The organism is Cellulophaga sp. (genome assembly GCF_039943695.1).
Classification (GTDB): Bacteria; Bacteroidota; Bacteroidia; order Flavobacteriales; family Flavobacteriaceae; genus Cellulophaga.
This window is the reverse complement of record NZ_JBDVAA010000014.1, coordinates 15,432-32,651: the sequence shown is the minus strand read 5'-3', so window position 1 is coordinate 32,651 and position 17,220 is coordinate 15,432. Positions and strand designations below refer to the sequence as shown.

General features: G+C 30.5%; 17 protein-coding genes. 4 read left to right on the top strand and 13 right to left on the bottom strand.

Going from position 1 to position 17,220, the window contains the following annotated elements:
* Positions 1-16: 16 nt before the first annotated feature.
* Complete coding sequence (locus ABJD66_RS01315; RefSeq protein WP_348127359.1) at positions 17-667, bottom strand: DUF1684 domain-containing protein; 651 nt, start codon at positions 665-667, stop codon at positions 17-19.
* Positions 668-890: 223 nt separating this feature from the next.
* On the opposite strand from ABJD66_RS01315, the gene ABJD66_RS01310 reads away from it, so the two are divergent.
* Both ABJD66_RS01310 and ABJD66_RS01305 read left to right on the top strand, forming a co-directional pair.
* On the top strand, positions 891-2,093 hold the full coding sequence (locus tag ABJD66_RS01310; protein ID WP_348127357.1) for an MFS transporter: 1,203 nt from the start codon (positions 891-893) through the stop codon (positions 2,091-2,093).
* Positions 2,090-2,857, top strand: a complete 768-nt coding sequence (locus ABJD66_RS01305) for a DJ-1/PfpI family protein (RefSeq protein WP_348127354.1) — start codon at positions 2,090-2,092, stop codon at positions 2,855-2,857. Before ABJD66_RS01310 ends, ABJD66_RS01305 begins: the two co-directional genes overlap by 4 nt.
* Here the strand turns inward: ABJD66_RS01305 and ABJD66_RS01300 are convergent.
* The 3 genes from ABJD66_RS01300 to ABJD66_RS01290 all read right to left on the bottom strand — a co-directional run bounded on the left by ABJD66_RS01300 (position 2,838) and on the right by ABJD66_RS01290 (position 5,731).
* Positions 2,838-4,250 (bottom strand): alpha/beta hydrolase, encoded by a 1,413-nt coding sequence (locus ABJD66_RS01300; protein ID WP_348127351.1) that lies wholly within the window; start codon positions 4,248-4,250, stop codon positions 2,838-2,840. The two genes, ABJD66_RS01305 and ABJD66_RS01300, sit on opposite strands and share 20 nt — an antisense overlap.
* A gap of 124 nt (positions 4,251-4,374) precedes the next feature.
* A complete protein-coding gene (locus tag ABJD66_RS01295; RefSeq protein ID WP_100895301.1) occupies positions 4,375-5,208 on the bottom strand; it encodes a mechanosensitive ion channel family protein in 834 nt (277 codons plus the stop codon).
* Between the two features lie 70 nt (positions 5,209-5,278).
* Positions 5,279-5,731: an Lrp/AsnC family transcriptional regulator gene (locus tag ABJD66_RS01290; protein ID WP_303545388.1), complete on the bottom strand. Its 453-nt coding sequence runs from the start codon at positions 5,729-5,731 to the stop codon at positions 5,279-5,281.
* Between the two features lie 114 nt (positions 5,732-5,845).
* Here ABJD66_RS01290 and ABJD66_RS01285 point away from each other — a divergent pair, with 114 nt between their 5' ends.
* On the top strand, positions 5,846-6,235 hold the full coding sequence (locus ABJD66_RS01285) for a hypothetical protein (protein ID WP_100895299.1): 390 nt from the start codon (positions 5,846-5,848) through the stop codon (positions 6,233-6,235).
* A 92-nt stretch (positions 6,236-6,327) separates the two neighbouring features.
* On the opposite strand, the gene ABJD66_RS01280 is transcribed toward ABJD66_RS01285, so the two are convergent.
* On the bottom strand, positions 6,328-9,777 hold the full coding sequence (locus tag ABJD66_RS01280) for a methylmalonyl-CoA mutase family protein (RefSeq protein ID WP_303545383.1): 3,450 nt from the start codon (positions 9,775-9,777) through the stop codon (positions 6,328-6,330).
* A gap of 144 nt (positions 9,778-9,921) precedes the next feature.
* Here ABJD66_RS01280 and purU point away from each other — a divergent pair, with 144 nt between their 5' ends.
* The gene (purU, locus tag ABJD66_RS01275) at positions 9,922-10,767 is read left to right on the top strand and encodes a formyltetrahydrofolate deformylase (RefSeq protein WP_303545380.1); all 846 of its coding nucleotides are present in this window, start codon (positions 9,922-9,924) and stop codon (positions 10,765-10,767) included.
* A 113-nt stretch (positions 10,768-10,880) separates the two neighbouring features.
* Here purU and ABJD66_RS01270 read toward each other — a convergent pair whose 3' ends face one another.
* From ABJD66_RS01270 to ABJD66_RS01235, 8 genes are all read right to left on the bottom strand, one after another.
* Complete coding sequence (locus ABJD66_RS01270) at positions 10,881-11,324, bottom strand: hypothetical protein (RefSeq protein WP_348127343.1); 444 nt, start codon at positions 11,322-11,324, stop codon at positions 10,881-10,883.
* A 197-nt stretch (positions 11,325-11,521) separates the two neighbouring features.
* Positions 11,522-12,256, bottom strand: a complete 735-nt coding sequence (locus tag ABJD66_RS01265) for a hypothetical protein (protein WP_348127340.1) — start codon at positions 12,254-12,256, stop codon at positions 11,522-11,524.
* Positions 12,257-12,275: 19 nt separating this feature from the next.
* Positions 12,276-12,764, bottom strand: coding sequence for a DinB family protein (locus tag ABJD66_RS01260; RefSeq protein WP_348127337.1), 489 nt, complete (start codon positions 12,762-12,764; stop codon positions 12,276-12,278).
* A 199-nt stretch (positions 12,765-12,963) separates the two neighbouring features.
* Positions 12,964-13,578: a hypothetical protein gene (locus tag ABJD66_RS01255; protein ID WP_348127334.1), complete on the bottom strand. Its 615-nt coding sequence runs from the start codon at positions 13,576-13,578 to the stop codon at positions 12,964-12,966.
* A 294-nt stretch (positions 13,579-13,872) separates the two neighbouring features.
* Entirely contained in the window at positions 13,873-14,562 is a 690-nt protein-coding gene (locus tag ABJD66_RS01250) for a hypothetical protein (RefSeq protein WP_348127331.1), read from the bottom strand.
* Between the two features lie 100 nt (positions 14,563-14,662).
* The gene (locus ABJD66_RS01245) at positions 14,663-15,331 is read right to left on the bottom strand and encodes a hypothetical protein (RefSeq protein WP_303545367.1); all 669 of its coding nucleotides are present in this window, start codon (positions 15,329-15,331) and stop codon (positions 14,663-14,665) included.
* A 79-nt stretch (positions 15,332-15,410) separates the two neighbouring features.
* The gene (locus tag ABJD66_RS01240; RefSeq protein WP_348127327.1) at positions 15,411-16,298 is read right to left on the bottom strand and encodes an energy transducer TonB; all 888 of its coding nucleotides are present in this window, start codon (positions 16,296-16,298) and stop codon (positions 15,411-15,413) included.
* 242 nt (positions 16,299-16,540) lie between these two features.
* Positions 16,541-17,056: a carboxypeptidase regulatory-like domain-containing protein gene (locus tag ABJD66_RS01235; protein WP_348127324.1), complete on the bottom strand. Its 516-nt coding sequence runs from the start codon at positions 17,054-17,056 to the stop codon at positions 16,541-16,543.
* Positions 17,057-17,220: the final 164 nt, after the last annotated feature.

The following is a 17,220-nucleotide window of genomic DNA, read 5'->3' as shown; positions in this document are numbered from 1 at the left end:
TTTTTTTTCTTCTTTTTTATTCCTCTTTTTTAAATGCTTTTACACCTGCTCTAACTTCTGTATCTAAAGTGTTAACCATAGGTACAACAGGACAAGAATACTTTTTGCTATAAGCACAATATGGGTTGTAGGCTCTATTAAAATCTATCATAATAAAATCTTCATCTGGCTCAGATAACTCTATATACCTACCTCCTCCATACGTTTCTTTACCGTTTGTATTATCTAAAAAAGGCAAAAACAAATGATCTTTGTACTTTTTTTGCTTTATTAATTGTTGATTTTGATACACCTCTAATTGCAAATCTTTACCGTTTAAAGTAAAAAATAATCTACCGTACAATTTATACTCTTGATTTTGATTTGTTGTAGTTGGCATTAAAAAAGATTGTGCTCCTAAAACTAATTCTAATCTTGCTTTTACAATATAATTTGTATCTGGCTCAAAAAACTCTAACCCTTCAAAATTTTTTCTGTATTTGTTAGGTAATGGTGATGTTTTAGCATCTTTATACTCATCATTTAACTCCTTATGATACTCTAAAATACTTTTTAGCTTATCAGATTTTGCTGCCGCTATTTTTTCTTCAACCTCATTAGTGTGGTATTTTTTTTGCCCATTGCAACTTAATAACACCATTAAAAATAAAAATATAGAATACCTCATTAGATCACATTAAATTAATATAACAAAAGTACAACTTATTACTTTTTTACTTAGCTTTGTTTTTCAATAAAAGAAAATGCAAATACTTTCAATATATAAATCTGTTGCTATCTGTACCTTACAAAGGTGCCAGCGCTGCTGTATTTAATATTGAAATAAACATATTATATTACTAACAAGCCTGGCGATAAATTTTCGCCAGGCTTTTTTTATTCCAACCAAAATGAAAAAACTTTACGCAAACTACATAGACTCTTTTAAGGGTTTATCTACAGAAGTATGGTGGCTAGCACTTATCACGCTTATAAACAGAGCCGGAACAATGGTTATTCCGTTTTTATCACTTTATTTAAAAAATGATGTTGGTTTAACCTTAGAAAATGTTGGCGTGGTTATGTCTTGCTTTGGCGCAGGATCATTAATTGGGTCTTGGCTTGGCGGCACACTTACAGATAAATTTGGGTATTATAAAGTAATGCTTTTTAGCTTATTTACCAGTGGTATTTTATTTATTGGACTACAATTTTTACACGATTACTACAGTATTTGTGCTGGTATTTTTGTGCTTATGATTGTTGCAGATTGTTTTAGACCTGCAGCTTTTGTTGCTTTAATTGCCTACAGTAAACCAGAAAACAAAACAAGATCTGTTACGCTTATTAGACTTGCTATTAACCTTGGTTTTTCTGCTGGGCCTGCTTTAGGTGGTATTATAATTACATCTTTAGGCTACATTGGTCTTTTTTGGGTAGATGGTTTAACGTGCGTACTGGCTAGTATTTTATTACTTGTTGTTTTAAATCCTAAAAAAGCACGGGTTATGGATAGCACTAAAAACGAAAGTCCAAAATCTGCCTATTTAGACGGTTATTACTGGGTATTTATTGCTTCTATGGTATTATTTGGCTTTTGCTTTGTACAATATTTTTCTACCGTACCTGTATATTATAGTGATGTATATAAACTTAGTGAGTTTAAAATTGGACTACTACTAGCAATGAATGGCTTTTTAATATTTGCTTTTGAAATGCCACTTATTAAATATCTAGAAAAACTTAAATACTCTAAGGCTAGTTATGTTATTTTTGGTTTAATATTAGTTGGACTAAGCTTTATACTACTTAATATTTTCTCTTGGGTAGGAATTTTAGTTATTGGAATGTTGCTAATGACCTTAGGAGAAATGATAGCTTTTCCGTTTTCTAATGCTATTGCTATGGAGCGCTCTAAACGTGGTAAACAAGGAGAATATATGGCTTTGTACAGTATTGCTTTTTCTATTTCGCATATTTTTGCTCATAACTTTGGTATGCACTCTATTGCAAATAATGGTTATATATTTACCTGGAATACTATTACAGGAATAGCTGTACTTGGCGTGGTGTTGCTTTTAATTTTAAAACAAATAACAATTACAAACAAATGAAAAAACTAAATTATATAATATTAGCAACACTAGTTAGTCTTGCTTTTGCCTGTACAGATAAGAAAAAAGAAACTACAGAAACAGAAGTAATTATTGAAAATATTACTGAAGAACGATTTTATCCTGAGCTAGATTCTACACGTTACAACGTTGCTTTTTTAATTATGGATGGCACTTTTAATACTGAGTTTACAGCTCCTTTTGATATTTTTCAGCATACTAAGTTTAGAGAAAATATTAAAGCGATGAATGTTTTTACAGTTGCTAACACCTTAGAGCCAATAACTACGTTTGAAGGTGTACGTATTTTACCAGACTACAATTATATTGAAGATAAACTACCTAAAATAGATATATTGGTTGTACCAAGCGCAGAGCATCATTTAGATTCTGATTTAAAAGACACCCAGATGCTTAATTTTGTAAAAAAAGTGAATAAGGAAGCTCTATTTATAACATCGCATTGCGATGGTGCTTTTGTACTTGCAAAAGCTGGTGTTTTAGATAATGTAACCTCAACCACCTTTCCTAGTGATATTGCGCTATACAAAAAAACGTTTCCTAATTTAAAAGTTGCAGACAATGTATTATTTGTACACGATAAAAAATATATTACCTCGGCTGGTGGAGCCAAAAGTTTTGAAGCCGCTCTTTACCTATGTGAATATCTATACGGTAAAAAGGTAGCACAGTCATTAGCTGGTGGCTTGGTTATTGACTGGGAAGTAAACAAAGTACCGCACCTTATTCTTCCTCAAGAATAAATCGTCCTTTTTTAAGGTACTTTTCAATTAGCTGGTTGTACTCTGGTGTAAGTTTTAACAATGTGGTAGACTCTAAATTATAAAGTTTATCTGCATCAGTATACCCATTTTTAAGTAATTCTTCCAAGTAAAATAACGATGTCCCAAAATCATCATTCCTAGCACTTAAAGATATTATTTTTAGGTAAGATTCATAATTTTTAGGTGCTACTATGGTTTTTAACATATACAAGAAACTTAACGAATCAAAATCTATATTTTCTACAGCTAAAGCATTGTCTATATAGTCATCTGTTAATGCATTTAAATACCCCTGCAACCTGTGTCCCATTTTTTGCTGCTCCTGGTTTGTGCCGCTTTTAAATTTCTGAATCTCTTCTACCTGATGTGCCCACCAACCAAGGTTATTAAAATTATAAGTGTACGCATCTTCTTCTATATAATATGCATAATCATTTTTTAAATTCTGTTCTTTAAACCACACATTATTTTCTGCACGCTTTAATGACTTAAAAATTTTATTTTTACGTAATTCATTACTTTTATCCTTTAAAGAATCTATTTTTTTAAAAGGCTTATATACCATTATAGATCTATCTACCAAGTTTTTAGCTTTTTTAAGCTTATTAGAAGCAACTAATTTATTAACGGTAGTAAGCGTAGCATTGTAATTATTATTTATAAATAAACTGTCTACAGCCACATTACCTTTAGCCATAGCAGACATTTTAAATAAATCTAGTGCTTTAGACAAATTATTTGTAGAAGGCCAATTATTTGTAGACTCTTCTATTAATAACTGATTTGGAATTTTTAACTTATTAAGCAACTCTTTATTAGCTATCATTTCTGTATAATTAAAATTATAGTCACTAACTATACCAATATACTGATAAGGCTTTTTAACGTTAATAATTTCAATATTACCAACAGGAGAGTTGTAAGACAGTACACCATCTATATTAGAAATAAATGCAGGAATTGTAGATGCCAACCTACCAGCTCTATTAAAACCAGACGTATAAATTTGATTTTCATCAATAGGCAACATTCCTACCACAGCATTAAAAGTTTTTGAAAATGCTAAAATATTTTTAGAGATTGAAATAGTATCGTTTAAATTGTTTGATGCAGCCAAAACATAGCCTTTTTCCTCTGCAATATTAGCCATTAAGCGTATTACTTGTTTTTCCTTATTGTTATAATCTACAATAAATACAACTGGCCATTTTTTATTAACTGTAAAGTTTGATGGAAGTAAAAGAGAAAAACTATACGGCAAAGAATCTCCTACCTTTATGTTGTCTACAACAGCTCCTTTTTTTAATGTTAATTCTTGAGCAGAAATCTGCAAACTTAGAGATACCAACAGTAGAAATACTAATTTTTTCACAAGCTAAAGTCTTTTGGTTTTTAGTTAGTTGATGTTAAAAACTAAATTACTATTAATATTTGTTTTTAACTCTATATAAAGCATCAAAAACCTAGCCAAAAGAAAATACTTTATTAAAAAAAAATTAATCTCCTATAGCTCCCATTTCTACACCTTCTGAGTAAGCTACTTGTATACCGTGCTTACTAAAAGCGTTTTTTATAGCCTTATTAGCCTCAAAAGTAACTGGCCAGTAATCATCTGGATTCACAAAAGGCCTAACCAATAACTGTATGCTATGGGTATCAAAAGTTTGTATACCTATATCCGGAATTGGATCTTTTAACACGCTAGGAAGCTCTAACAACGCGTCAATAATAATTTTTTCTACTTTAGGAAAACTTTCTGAGTATGGCATTGTTACCAAAAGCTCTAACCTAATCATTCCTTTTTCTGAAAAGTTAGTAACAACAGAATCTGTGATTTTAGAGTTAGGTATAATTAATACCTTATTTCCTGGAGTAATAATATCAGTACTAAAAATTCCTATTTCAGAAACTCTACCAAATTTATCTTCAAGCTGAATCCAGTCATCAATTTTATATGGTTTTAACGTAAGTATTAAAATACCAGAGGCAAAATTTCCTAAACTACCTTGTAAAGCCATACCTACAGCAAAACCAACAGCTGCTAAAATTGCCATTAATCCTGTTAAATCTGCACCAACAATTGAGGCCGCTATAAATAAAGCTGTACCCTTTAGTAGCACTCCAACTAAAGAAGATACAAATGGGCGTAGTGTTTTAGAAATGCCTGTTTTTTCTAAGGCAACACCAACCATTTTTAATACTTTTTTAACCAGTTTAAAGCCTATCCAAATAACTAAACCTGCACCAATAATACGTGGCAAAAAAAACACCGCTTTATCTGTTGCTATCTGTAAGTATTTTCCAATAACGTCTAAATCTTCTGCTTGCATTTTAACTATACTAAAAAATGATGTTTTTATTTAAAGGCGCAAATTACAAATTTACTAGTAAACCTGTGTTCTAGCCCTCAATTTTTTTAATGGGAGCATTAGAAACTACATCAGACAAAATAATATGTGTACGTGCTTCTCCATATTGTATTAATCTATCTATAAATTGCTCTAAATGAAATTGATTTCTGAGTACAACTTCCATAATAATATTTTCGTTCCCAGTTATACGGTAGCAGTTTATAACCTCATCAAAAGTACCAACCAGTTCTAAAAAAGGCTTTAGTTTACCCATAAAAGCACGTAAAGTAATAATTGCTTTTAACTGGTAACCGGTTTCTGTATGGGACACCATTGCCTTGTAATCTGTAATAATACCAAGGTCTTCCATTTTTTTTACTCGCTCTGCAACTGCCGGTGCAGATAAGCCTACTTGCCTACCAATATTTGCAAAAGATTCTCTTGCATTTTTTTGCAGGTAACTAAGAATTTTCCAGCTAATTGTATCAATCTTATTATTCAAAGCCTTTATTGTTTAAAATATTTAGAATCAAAAGTAAATATAAAAAATCACTTTATATTCATAATTAAAACAATAAGAATAAGAATGTAATTTTATGATATAATAGTAAGTACAATGCCATATAGAAATCTTAGTACAGTACCGGTTTATAAAAAAGCATTATCGCTTTGCCACACTAGTAGAGAACTAGCTTCTTATTTTAGCTACAATAAAGATTTATTGCAGCTATATAAGTCTAGTAGCCTAAGAGATATAATGGCCAACTCTATACTTACAGATGCCATTTTGTTGCCTATACAAATAGAGCAAGCAGAACGTAGCGATTGTAAGCACACAAAACTACACAGCATTAAATTTATTAATACTATTACCAGAAACATCTTAAGCTATTGTAATGGTTTAGAACACCACGGTGTAAAAGAACAAGAATACCTAAACCTTTTACGTACCGAGATTAGAAGCTTTAGAAAATCATACAAAAACTGGCGTAGGTCTTTACGCTAATACACATAGTTACAGAATAAAAAAATCACCTAACATTACATTAGGTGATTTTTCACTTTATAATACTCTATAAAAATTTGTCCTACTTGCGTTTACATATTTCTACGGTACTGCCCTCCTACCTGGAAAAGCGAACTTGTTATTTGCCCTAATGTACATACTTTAGATACCTCCATTAGCTTTTCAAAAATGTTTTCATTTTTAACAGCGGCTTGTTGCAAGTCTTCTAATAATTCCTCTGCATTAGCAGCTCTACCTTGTACACTTTTTAGAGTATCAATCTGTGCTAGTTTCTCTTCTTCTGTAGCACGTATAACCTCTGCTGGTAATACTGTTGGCGATCCTTTAGAACTTAAAAATGTATTTACACCAATTATAGGAAACTCTCCTGTGTGTTTTAATGTTTCATAATACAAACTCTCTTCTTGTATTTTAGATCTTTGGTACATTGTTTCCATTGCACCTAAAACACCACCACGTTCTGTAATTCTATCAAACTCTAATAAAACAGCTTCTTCTACAAGTTCTGTTAACTCTTCAATTATAAATGCACCTTGAATTGGGTTTTCGTTTTTAGCTAAACCTAATTCCTTATTAATAATTAATTGTATTGCCATTGCACGCCTAACAGATTCTTCAGTAGGTGTAGTAATAGCCTCATCATAAGCATTTGTGTGTAATGAGTTACAGTTATCATTTATAGCGTACAATGCCTGTAATGTTGTTCTAATATCATTAAAATCTATCTCCTGTGCGTGTAAACTACGACCAGATGTTTGTATATGATATTTAAGCATTTGCGCTCTTGGGTCTGCACCATACTTTAATTTTAGTGCTTTTGCCCATATTTTACGTGCAACTCTACCAATTACAGCATATTCTGGATCTATACCGTTAGAGAAGAAAAATGATAAGTTTGGACCAAACTTGTTAATATCCATACCCCTACTTAAGTAATACTCTACATACGTAAAGCCATTTGCTAGTGTAAATGCTAATTGTGTTATTGGATTTGCACCAGCCTCTGCAATATGATAACCAGATATAGAAACCGAATAAAAGTTTCTTACTTGCTTTTCTATAAAATACTCCTGTACATCTCCCATTAAACGTAACGCAAATTCTGTTGAAAATATACACGTATTTTGCGCTTGGTCTTCTTTTAAAATATCAGCTTGTACCGTACCACGTACTTGCGCTAAAGTAGTTGCTTTTATTTCTGCATATACATTTGCAGGTAAAACCATATCACCCGTTAAACCAAGTAACATAAGACCTAAACCGTCATTACCTTCTGGTAAATCCCCGTTATAAACTGGTCTCTCTAACCCTTTACTGTCATATACTTCTTTAAACTTAGCTTCAACCTGTGCTTCTAAGCCATTTTCTTTGATATACTTTTCACAATTTTGATCTATTGCAGCGTTCATAAAGAAACCTAATAACATAGGAGCCGGACCATTAATAGTCATAGAAACTGATGTCATAGGATGACTTAAATCAAACCCGGAATATAATTTTTTAGCATCGTCTAAACAACATATAGAAACCCCTGCGTTACCAATTTTACCATAAATATCTGGTCTATGGTCTGGATCGTTACCGTATAAAGTAACCGAATCAAAAGCAGTGGAAAGCCTTTTTGCAGGCATACCTAAACTTACGTAATGAAAACGTCTGTTGGTACGTTCTGGTCCGCCTTCACCAGCAAACATACGCGTTGGGTCTTCACCTGTTCTTTTAAACGGGTATAAACCTGATGCATACGGGAATTCCCCAGGAACATTTTCTTGCAAGCACCAACCTAAAATATCTCCCCAAGCTTGGTACTTAGGTAAAGCAACTTTTGGTATTTGTGAATGAGATAACGACTCTGTATGCGTGTCTATCTTAATTTCTTTATCTCTTACTTTAAAACTATAAACAGGTTGCTTGTATTTATTTACTTTGGCATCCCAAGTAATAATAACTTCCCAGTTGTAAGGATCTAAATTCATTTTAACCCTATCAAACTCCTTAAAAAGTAAGTCTAAAAAGTCTTTGTCTGCTGCTTCTTTTACACCTTCTAAAATGGCAACTGTATCTAAACCATTTTTAAGCAATAAAGCAGCTTCAGTTTTTGTTGTATTAGAAACTGATAATATAGTTTGATACACTCCGTATAAACGTTGTGCAACTTTGGTTTGCGTTACTACAGTAGCATCATAACCTCTATTATTTTCTGCAATTTCTGATAAATAACGTGTACGAGCTGGTGGTATAACAAATACCTTTTCCTCTATCTCGTTTCCAAATTTAAAAGTAGATTTTAAATCTGCATTAGCTTTTTCTACCAATGTTTCCATAATTCTGGTGTACAACTTGTTCATCCCAGGATCGTTAAACTGGCTAGCCATTGTACCAAAAATTGGCATATCTTCTTGTGGCGTATCCCATAAATTATGGTTACGCATATATTGTTTTTTTACATCTCTAATTGCATCTAAAGCACCACGCTTATCAAACTTATTAATAGCAACTAAATCTGCAAAATCTAACATATCAATCTTTTCTAACTGTGTAGCGGCACCAAATTCTGGTGTCATCACATAAAGAGATACGTTACTGTGTTCTATAATTTCTGTATCAGACTGACCAATACCAGATGTTTCTAATACAATTAAATCGTATTCTGCAGCTTTTAAAACTTCTACTGCTTCCTCTACATATTTAGACAATGCAAGATTAGATTGCCTTGTTGCTAAAGAACGCATATACACACGATCATCGTTAATAGCATTCATACGTATACGGTCACCTAATAGTGCTCCACCAGTTTTTCTTTTAGACGGATCTACAGAAACTAATCCTATTTTTTTATCAGGAAAATCTAATAAAAAACGCCTTACCAACTCATCTACCAAACTAGATTTACCAGCACCACCAGTACCAGTTATACCAAGTACAGGTACGTTTTTAGTCGGCTTTTCAACTTTAGAAAAGTACTCTACAAACTCTTCATGTCTGTTTTCTGCAAGACTAATTAAACGCGCAATGGTATTTATATCTTTATTTTTTATCGATTTAGATACCGTTGTATTTTCTGGTAATTTTAATGCAGGCACAGGAAAATCACTCTTCTCTACCAAATCATTAATCATACCCTGTAAGCCTAATTTACGACCATCATCTGGTGCATAAATTTTAGTAATACCATGATCCATTAATTCCTTAATTTCTTCTGGTAAAATTACGCCGCCACCGCCGCCAAATATTTTTATGTGCGTTGCTCCACGCTCCTGAAGCAAATCATACATATATTTAAAATACTCGTTATGCCCACCTTGGTATGATGTTATTGCTATTGCATTTACATCTTCCTGTATAGCACAATCTACTACCTCTGCAACACTACGGTCATGGCCTAAGTGTATTACCTCTACACCTGTAGATTGTATTATACGACGCATTATATTTATTGCTGCATCGTGCCCATCAAACAAAGCCGCTGCTGTAACAATTCTTATTTTATTTTTTGGGGTATACGGTTTCTGTTGTTCCATTCGTATTAAATAGCTAATTTTAGACTTGCAATTTACGAAAATTGCAAAAATCTACACTAAAAACATTCAATATTATAAAAATATAAGAAAGCTAGGGTGCTTATTTGATAATACCCTAAATTAGTTAGCTTAATTTTATTATTTATGAAGCTAACTATACTTATTAACTGCCCAGACCAAGCAGGTATTATATGCACTGTAACCAATTTTATACATACCAAAGGCGGAAATATTGTATACATAGACCAATACGTAGATAAAGAAAGTGCTACTTTTTTTATGCGATTAGAAAGTGAGTTTGGCAACACGCTAACCCTAGAAGACTTTAATAATGGCTTTAAAGCTTTAGCACCTACTTACCAAATGAAATGGGAGGTACATAAAGAGGTTACTATACCTAAAATGGCCATTTTTGTTAGCAAGTATGATCATTGTTTGTATGACTTATTAAGTAGACATAGCTCTGGAGAATTAGCTGTAGACATCCCTTTAATTATTAGCAACCACGATAAAGCAAAAAGTATTGCTAACCAATTTAATATTCCGTTTTACCATATACCAGTAACCAAAGCAACTAAAATAGAAGCTGAAGAAAAACAATTGGCTCTACTAGCAGAATACAATGTAGATTTTATTGTTTTAGCTAGGTATATGCAAATTGTTAGTCAGACTGTAATAGACCAATACCCTAACAAAATAATAAACATACACCACTCTTTTTTACCAGCATTTGCAGGTGCAAAACCGTACCACGCAGCCTATAAAAGAGGTGTTAAAATTATTGGTGCAACAAGCCACTATGTAACAGCAGATTTAGACGAAGGACCTATCATTGAACAAGATGTTACCACGGTATCTCATACACACAGCATTACAGATTTAATTGCAAAAGGTAGAGATTTAGAAAAAATTGTATTGGCAAGAGGTGTAAAATTACATATAGAACGCAAAACAATGGTATTTAATAATAAGACTATTGTTTTTATATAGGTTGATGTGTTCTAGAATACAAAATCTTATTACAAAGTTTTTATATGTGTAACATTTTCAGACTTTAAGCTATACTAATTACATTATTTAATAAATTAAAAACACTGTGTTTATTACAAGTTGTTAATTTTTTTAATTAGGTAAGAAATAAGAAATCCGATTGTAAATGTTGTAATTGTTGTACTTACAATAACAGCTATAATTGCAGGAGGTGTAAATATAAAATAAGAATTACCTGTAGACTGACCGACAATTAAACAAAAAACAATCCAAATTATTAAATTCACTAATACAGAGTATTTAAATGAAGTTGAAATTAATAGATTGTTGTTTTTTATACCTGTATAAGCTAGTTTTCCTCCTAACCAAAATGCTACTAAAAACGCCAAAACAAACCCAATTGTTTGAAAGCCACTACCTAAAACTATAGACATTGAGCTTAAGCCTTTACCTACATAAATAACAGGTATTAAAATAGTTGTAATTACTGTAAGTAAAACAATAGGAGCTCCTAATATATAAGATAAAAAAATACTTTTGCTCAACTGTCTATTCATCTAAGTATATTTAGTTTGATATAAGTGATAACGATTTTCGCATACAATCAATATCTCAAATGTAGTGAATATCTATGAATAATGTAGTCCATATACTTAACATTAGTAGTTAAATTAAAAACAATTGTACACCGCATAAAGTTTGCTATTATTTAAAATCCGTTTTTAATTACCCCTATACTTAAGTTTAAGTAATTTTATTTATCCATTTTCTCAAACTCCTCAATTGCAATATGACTTTCTATTTCATTTAAATAAGGTTTGGCGGTAATAAACCCTTGGTTCATTGCACATCTAATAAAATATTCTTTTCCTTTTTTTATATCAATAGTAACAGAATCCGTAGATTCTGTTTTAGCCCAAAAGGTATGCTTTCCAAAATCATATATTTTTAATTCGCATTTTTCTCCATTTCTAGCTCTACAAACAATAGAATCTGTGTCCATTCTAACTTTATACCCTATAAAACTACGTGTTATCATTTTAGGTCTATAAATATACACTTTGGCATAATCAGCACCTTTTGGAAGTCGAGATTTATTATTCTTTTTTGATATAGATTTAAGTTCTGAAATAACTTTTTCATCAAAGTTTCTTAAGATATTTCCTTTTATACGATAACAAGTACTACCCCATTTTTTTGGCCTCTTTAATTCTGTTATTTGAATAATGTTCCCTCCAAATTTTCTTGCCTGAGCTTTAGCGTCATTTATAACTTTATTATAACCACAATCTGATGTGAAACCAGAATCTCCAATTTTAAAAGTCCCAATTAGCATTGAGCCTAATATACTTTCTGTGCTATCTAAAACTATAATTTCTGACTTTGAATCTAATGGTTTAAATGTTGAATTAGAAATAGTATTCCTGATTTTTGGTGAGCAACCCATAATTATTACTCCTAACAAAATTAATATACCGTTTTTCTTCATATTTTTTTGTGACAAGTACTTATTTTTCTTCAATTTGCTTTAAATGTCTTTCTGTATGAAATAATATAAAATTTAACCAGTCTGTTATTGTCATTTCTCCTAGAAAAGGGTGATTATGGATTCTGTTATCAACAATAAGTTTCTCTGCTTTGATATCCTCCTTTAAAGACTCTCTTAAATGGATAAAAGCTGAATTAAATTCTGAAAGGTTCTTAAAATTACCTTTAGGCTGAAGTAAATTTGGCGATTTAATTTTTATTTCTCTTTGGTGCACTAAAATATTTTCTAACTTATTTTGCCCAAATAGCTCTTTAGTTATCGATTCCTTATCTGATGGTTTAAGAACAATACCACAAATAACCTTGTCTGTTATATAAATGTGTTCTAAAATCTCTAACACGCTCCACTCTTCGCCTTGTTTTACAGTGAGTTTATCAACTGAATACCCTTTTACAGTTTTAAGTAATGCACTTGTATTCTCTTCTAGTCGCTTTATATACTTTTCCATTTTTATTGTTTTTGTATTACCCACCATTGACACTTTAACATTTAAAATACAATGCTTTTAATGTTCTAAAAGCTTACCAAAGTATTGGTTTTAAAATCTAACAATTTTGTAAATGTATAAGAACTTTTCTGTTTTGCGCTAAAATCAGTATTATGTTTAGGTTGTGTAGACAATTGGCTTTATTTTTAGTTTGTTAACATTAGTTTTTATCAAACTTATTTTTGTTTTTCAAAATATAGCTTTCAATTTTTGGCATATCTCCCATTGCCTTAAACATATATTTTTTATTAATTTCAAATTCTTTTCCTGTCTCAAAGTCTTTCGCTTTATTTAAGATGAAAGTAGTATCATTAATAATTTTTCCGGATTCTTCATACAAATAGTAATTTCCTCTTGAATTGTAAAATATCTGCAGAACAATTTTGTTTTCATCTGTTTTAAAAACGCCTTGACTCCAAATTTCAGCTTTTTTATTTATAAAAATATAATTGTCTTCTGGTCTATTTTTTAAATAACATTCAAAATGTTCGTATGCGCTTTCAATTGTATTATTATCTTCAAGAGAGCATTTAATTCCATAGTTAAAAGCAGAATTATCTTGCATTCCCGAAAATGATGATAATTTATTGGCACTTCCATCAGGGTATAATACAATAGGCAAAATTCTTATTTGATTATATTTTTTATTTTTATCTTGGCTGTAACCACCATATTCGTTTCGGTAATAGGGATAGGTTTCATAACTTTTTTCTTGATAATAATATCCGTTTAATTTCAATTCATTAGCAGTCAACCCAATACTGCCTATATTCATTAATTTTTCTCTATTCTTGATTGAAATACAAGACGTAAACATAAGAAATAGTAGAAAATACAATTTTGAATTCATTTTTATAGAATTAAAGCTGAAGGTTAGTATTGGTTTTATTTTGTGAAGCTTAAAAATAAATTGATGGCGTAATAAAAAAGGCATAGATCTACTTAAATAAACTAGTATAAGACTATATATAATATAAAAGGCTTTAGTGAATGGTATAAAGCCTTTTCTGTTACTATAAACTTAATTATAAATAACTCTAAATATAAAACTCATTATAAGTTCCTTTTTTCAATTTTCATCAAACTTAGTTTCCTTATTTTTCATAGCCTGTTCCCAACCAGCAGGAAAAATGCCGTGATTATTTTCCTCTATATTTTCTATAATAGTTTTTACTTGGGCTTGTATTTCTAATGGTAAAGTGTAAAACTTTTTATCTACTTGTGTGTTTCTTTCATTGTCATGTACTCCGTTTTGGTGTCTTATTGCTATTTTTTCACCTTTATAGTATATCAATATTTTTATTCTTCCATCATCATTATCATTCATACCTTTGGTACCATAAACAACAATTGGATCTACAACACCATCTTTGTCATAATCATTTATTTTAAAGTACTTTGTCCAATGAGAAATTGTATATTCATATGTATCAGGTAGTATGTAATCTTTAAAAGTCCATTTTAGCTTAAAATCATCGTTCTTAAGCAAAAAACAATACCCTTTTAGGGTCTTAAAACATTTATCTAACTCTTCACATTCCGTTTCATTCTCAGTCATTACAATAAAATGCGGCCCTATTTTATCATTAAATTGATAAATTCTATAAATAGAAAAATTTATTTGAAGCTTATCTTTAACATTAGTTGTAAAAACAGAATCAATTTCTTTTTCACTTAGTTGTTTACTTGTAATATTTAAGCTTTGAGCAAGCGTAACATTGCAAATAAAAAGAAACAATACTATTATAATTTTATTCATTTTTTATGGCGATTATTGTATGTTTTGCAAAATATGCAACTAATTTAAGAACTTAATATTCAACATTTAAAGGCCTACAAATAAGCTTTTACTAATCATATTAATACACCTTAAAAGTTTGGTCTATTTTTCTCATAGTTTTTTTAGACTCTTTACTATTGTCTTTTTCGTCTGTTAAAGAATCTTGAAACACAAGCAAGCTACTTTTTCCATTAGTATCAACTACTTCAAAAATTTCCATTTCTAAATTAACTCCTGTTAATGAAACTAACAAACTCATACCTTCTAAATCATATGAGTTTATTTGTTTAGTTATTTTTTTTGTTGAACAGTTAGACAGTCCAAACTGGCTAACCATTCCATCTACATATTCCTTAACTGATATTGATTTTTTTAGACTTATAATCATAATCTTGAAATCATTACCAGATAAAGTCCAAATATTGCTAGTTGTAGTCAAATCTGCTTCAAAACTATAAGTTCTTGGATATTCAAAAGCAATATTGTTATGCGGAAATAATTTCCAATCGTAAACACTAATTATTGTTTCTGAATCTTTAGCTATCCCTTGCCATTTTTTTGACTGATTCTCTACAAAATACTGAATATCATTTTTAGACTTTACCTCTAAAATTAAAGGTGGTTCTTCGTCTTTTGATAAATTAATTTCAAAATCTTTAAAGTTAATTTTAGATTCTTTTTTCTTAGAACAAGAGATCTGAAAAAATATAAAAAAGAATGCTATTATAAATATAAACTGATTTTTCATAAGGTTTTAGCTATTGCCTATAATGGTAGTTCATTTTTGTTTTTTATTACTCTACTCCAAAAGCCTTTATTAATAGTAGTTAGTTAAGTCTAAAAGTCAAAGGTATACTAAAAGGTACTCTTACAGGTTTCCCTTTTACTTTCCCCGGAGTCATACGAGGAAGTTTTGTAAAAATTCTTCGCCCTTCCAATTCAAATAAAGGGTGCGGTCCTCTGGTTTTTATGTTTTTTACAAATCCATCTTTATCAATAAGAAACATAATGTTTACTCTACCTTCTATACCTAATTCTTGAGCTTCTTCTGGGTATCTAAAATGTTTAGCAATGTGTTTACCTAGTTTATTTTGAAAACAAGATCTCCTACTACTTATGGCCATATCTTCACAACCAGGAAATACGGGTACATCATCCACAATTACAAAGGGTACATCATTTTCTTCTTTTTCATTTTCTTTTAAATTTTCTTTACTTACCTTAATATCTACAACCTTTAAACGAATAGGTTCTTCTGGGGTAAATTTGGCATACAACACATAACCTGTACTAACAGCCGTATCTTTTAATTGAACTACTTTAAGGGGTGGGAGTTTTTTTAGAACCACATCTATTTTTTCTCCAATAAATTTAGTTTCTGGTCTACTAAAAATCTCTGTAGACTCTAGCTCTCCTTTATCATCTGTAAAAAAGTTAAAATATACTTTTCCATTAAAGTTTTGAGAAATAGAATCTTTAGGCATTTTTAAATTCTCATTAAAAAGCTCTTGTAATTTGTCTGTAAAACAAGCTTTTTGTGCTCCTGCACTAGGCATTATACATTTGCTAAAGTTGGCATAATCAGTAGCCACTTCAAAAGGTCTGTAAGAAGTTATTTCTGCACCATCACCATTAGTCTGGTTGTATTGCGCACTTAATGTGACTGTAAAAAACAAAGTGGCAAAGAACGTGCTATAAGCTATTTTTAATTTCATAATGTTTTATTGTATAGTTAACAACGTAAATATTAAACATTTTTGAGACTAATGTAACCATCAACCTATATTCGTTAGTTTTTAATTCATATTTGGCATTAAACTTTTTCTGCAGAAACTTATAATTTCTAACAAAAAAGATTGCTAATGCTTAATAGCATTAGCAATCTTAAAGTTTACAAGACTAAAAATTTAACTCTTTATGTCCTATTTGCTATAGGCATTGTTGCCTGTAGTATTTCTTATTGCCTTTTGATATATTCATTATAAGCTCTTTTACTTTCAAAAATGGTATCCATTGATACAGTCTCAGCAGATGATTCTGTATAAATTATTAATTCACGTATTTCTCCAGATTTAAAGTTTAAATTTTCAAAGTTTAAAGATGGAGTCTTACCATATTTATAAGGTATTAGCTGTATATTGTACAATCCATTAACAATGTTTATTTTAAAATGCCCCTTAGAATCAGTGACTGTTTTAAACTTTCTTTTGTTTTCTTTACTAATAAAAATCACGGAAATACCTCCTTCAGGCCTATCATAATCATACACTTTTCCGGTGATAAGAATAGCTGTTGTATCTGCAATTCTTTTTAAATTATTTTCTTTAATCTCCCCCGAAAAAGATGGTTGAAATTTTGCTATTTTAGCTGAATATGGCTTTTGCATTATACAAGAATAAAAGGTAATTAATAAAAATGAACTTAAATAACCAAATCTCAATAAAACCTTTCTTTTTTGAATGTGTTTTTTCATATTACTGGCAACGTCTCGGTTATAATTAGTACGGGAATTAAAAGTAATAAACTCTCGATTAAGCACTTAGCCAAAACTTTTTATTTTGTTTTATCTTTTTTTACTTTAAAGCCAAATCAAAAGATTTGGCGGACTTGGTTAAAAGCACTAAACTTTGGGTTAAG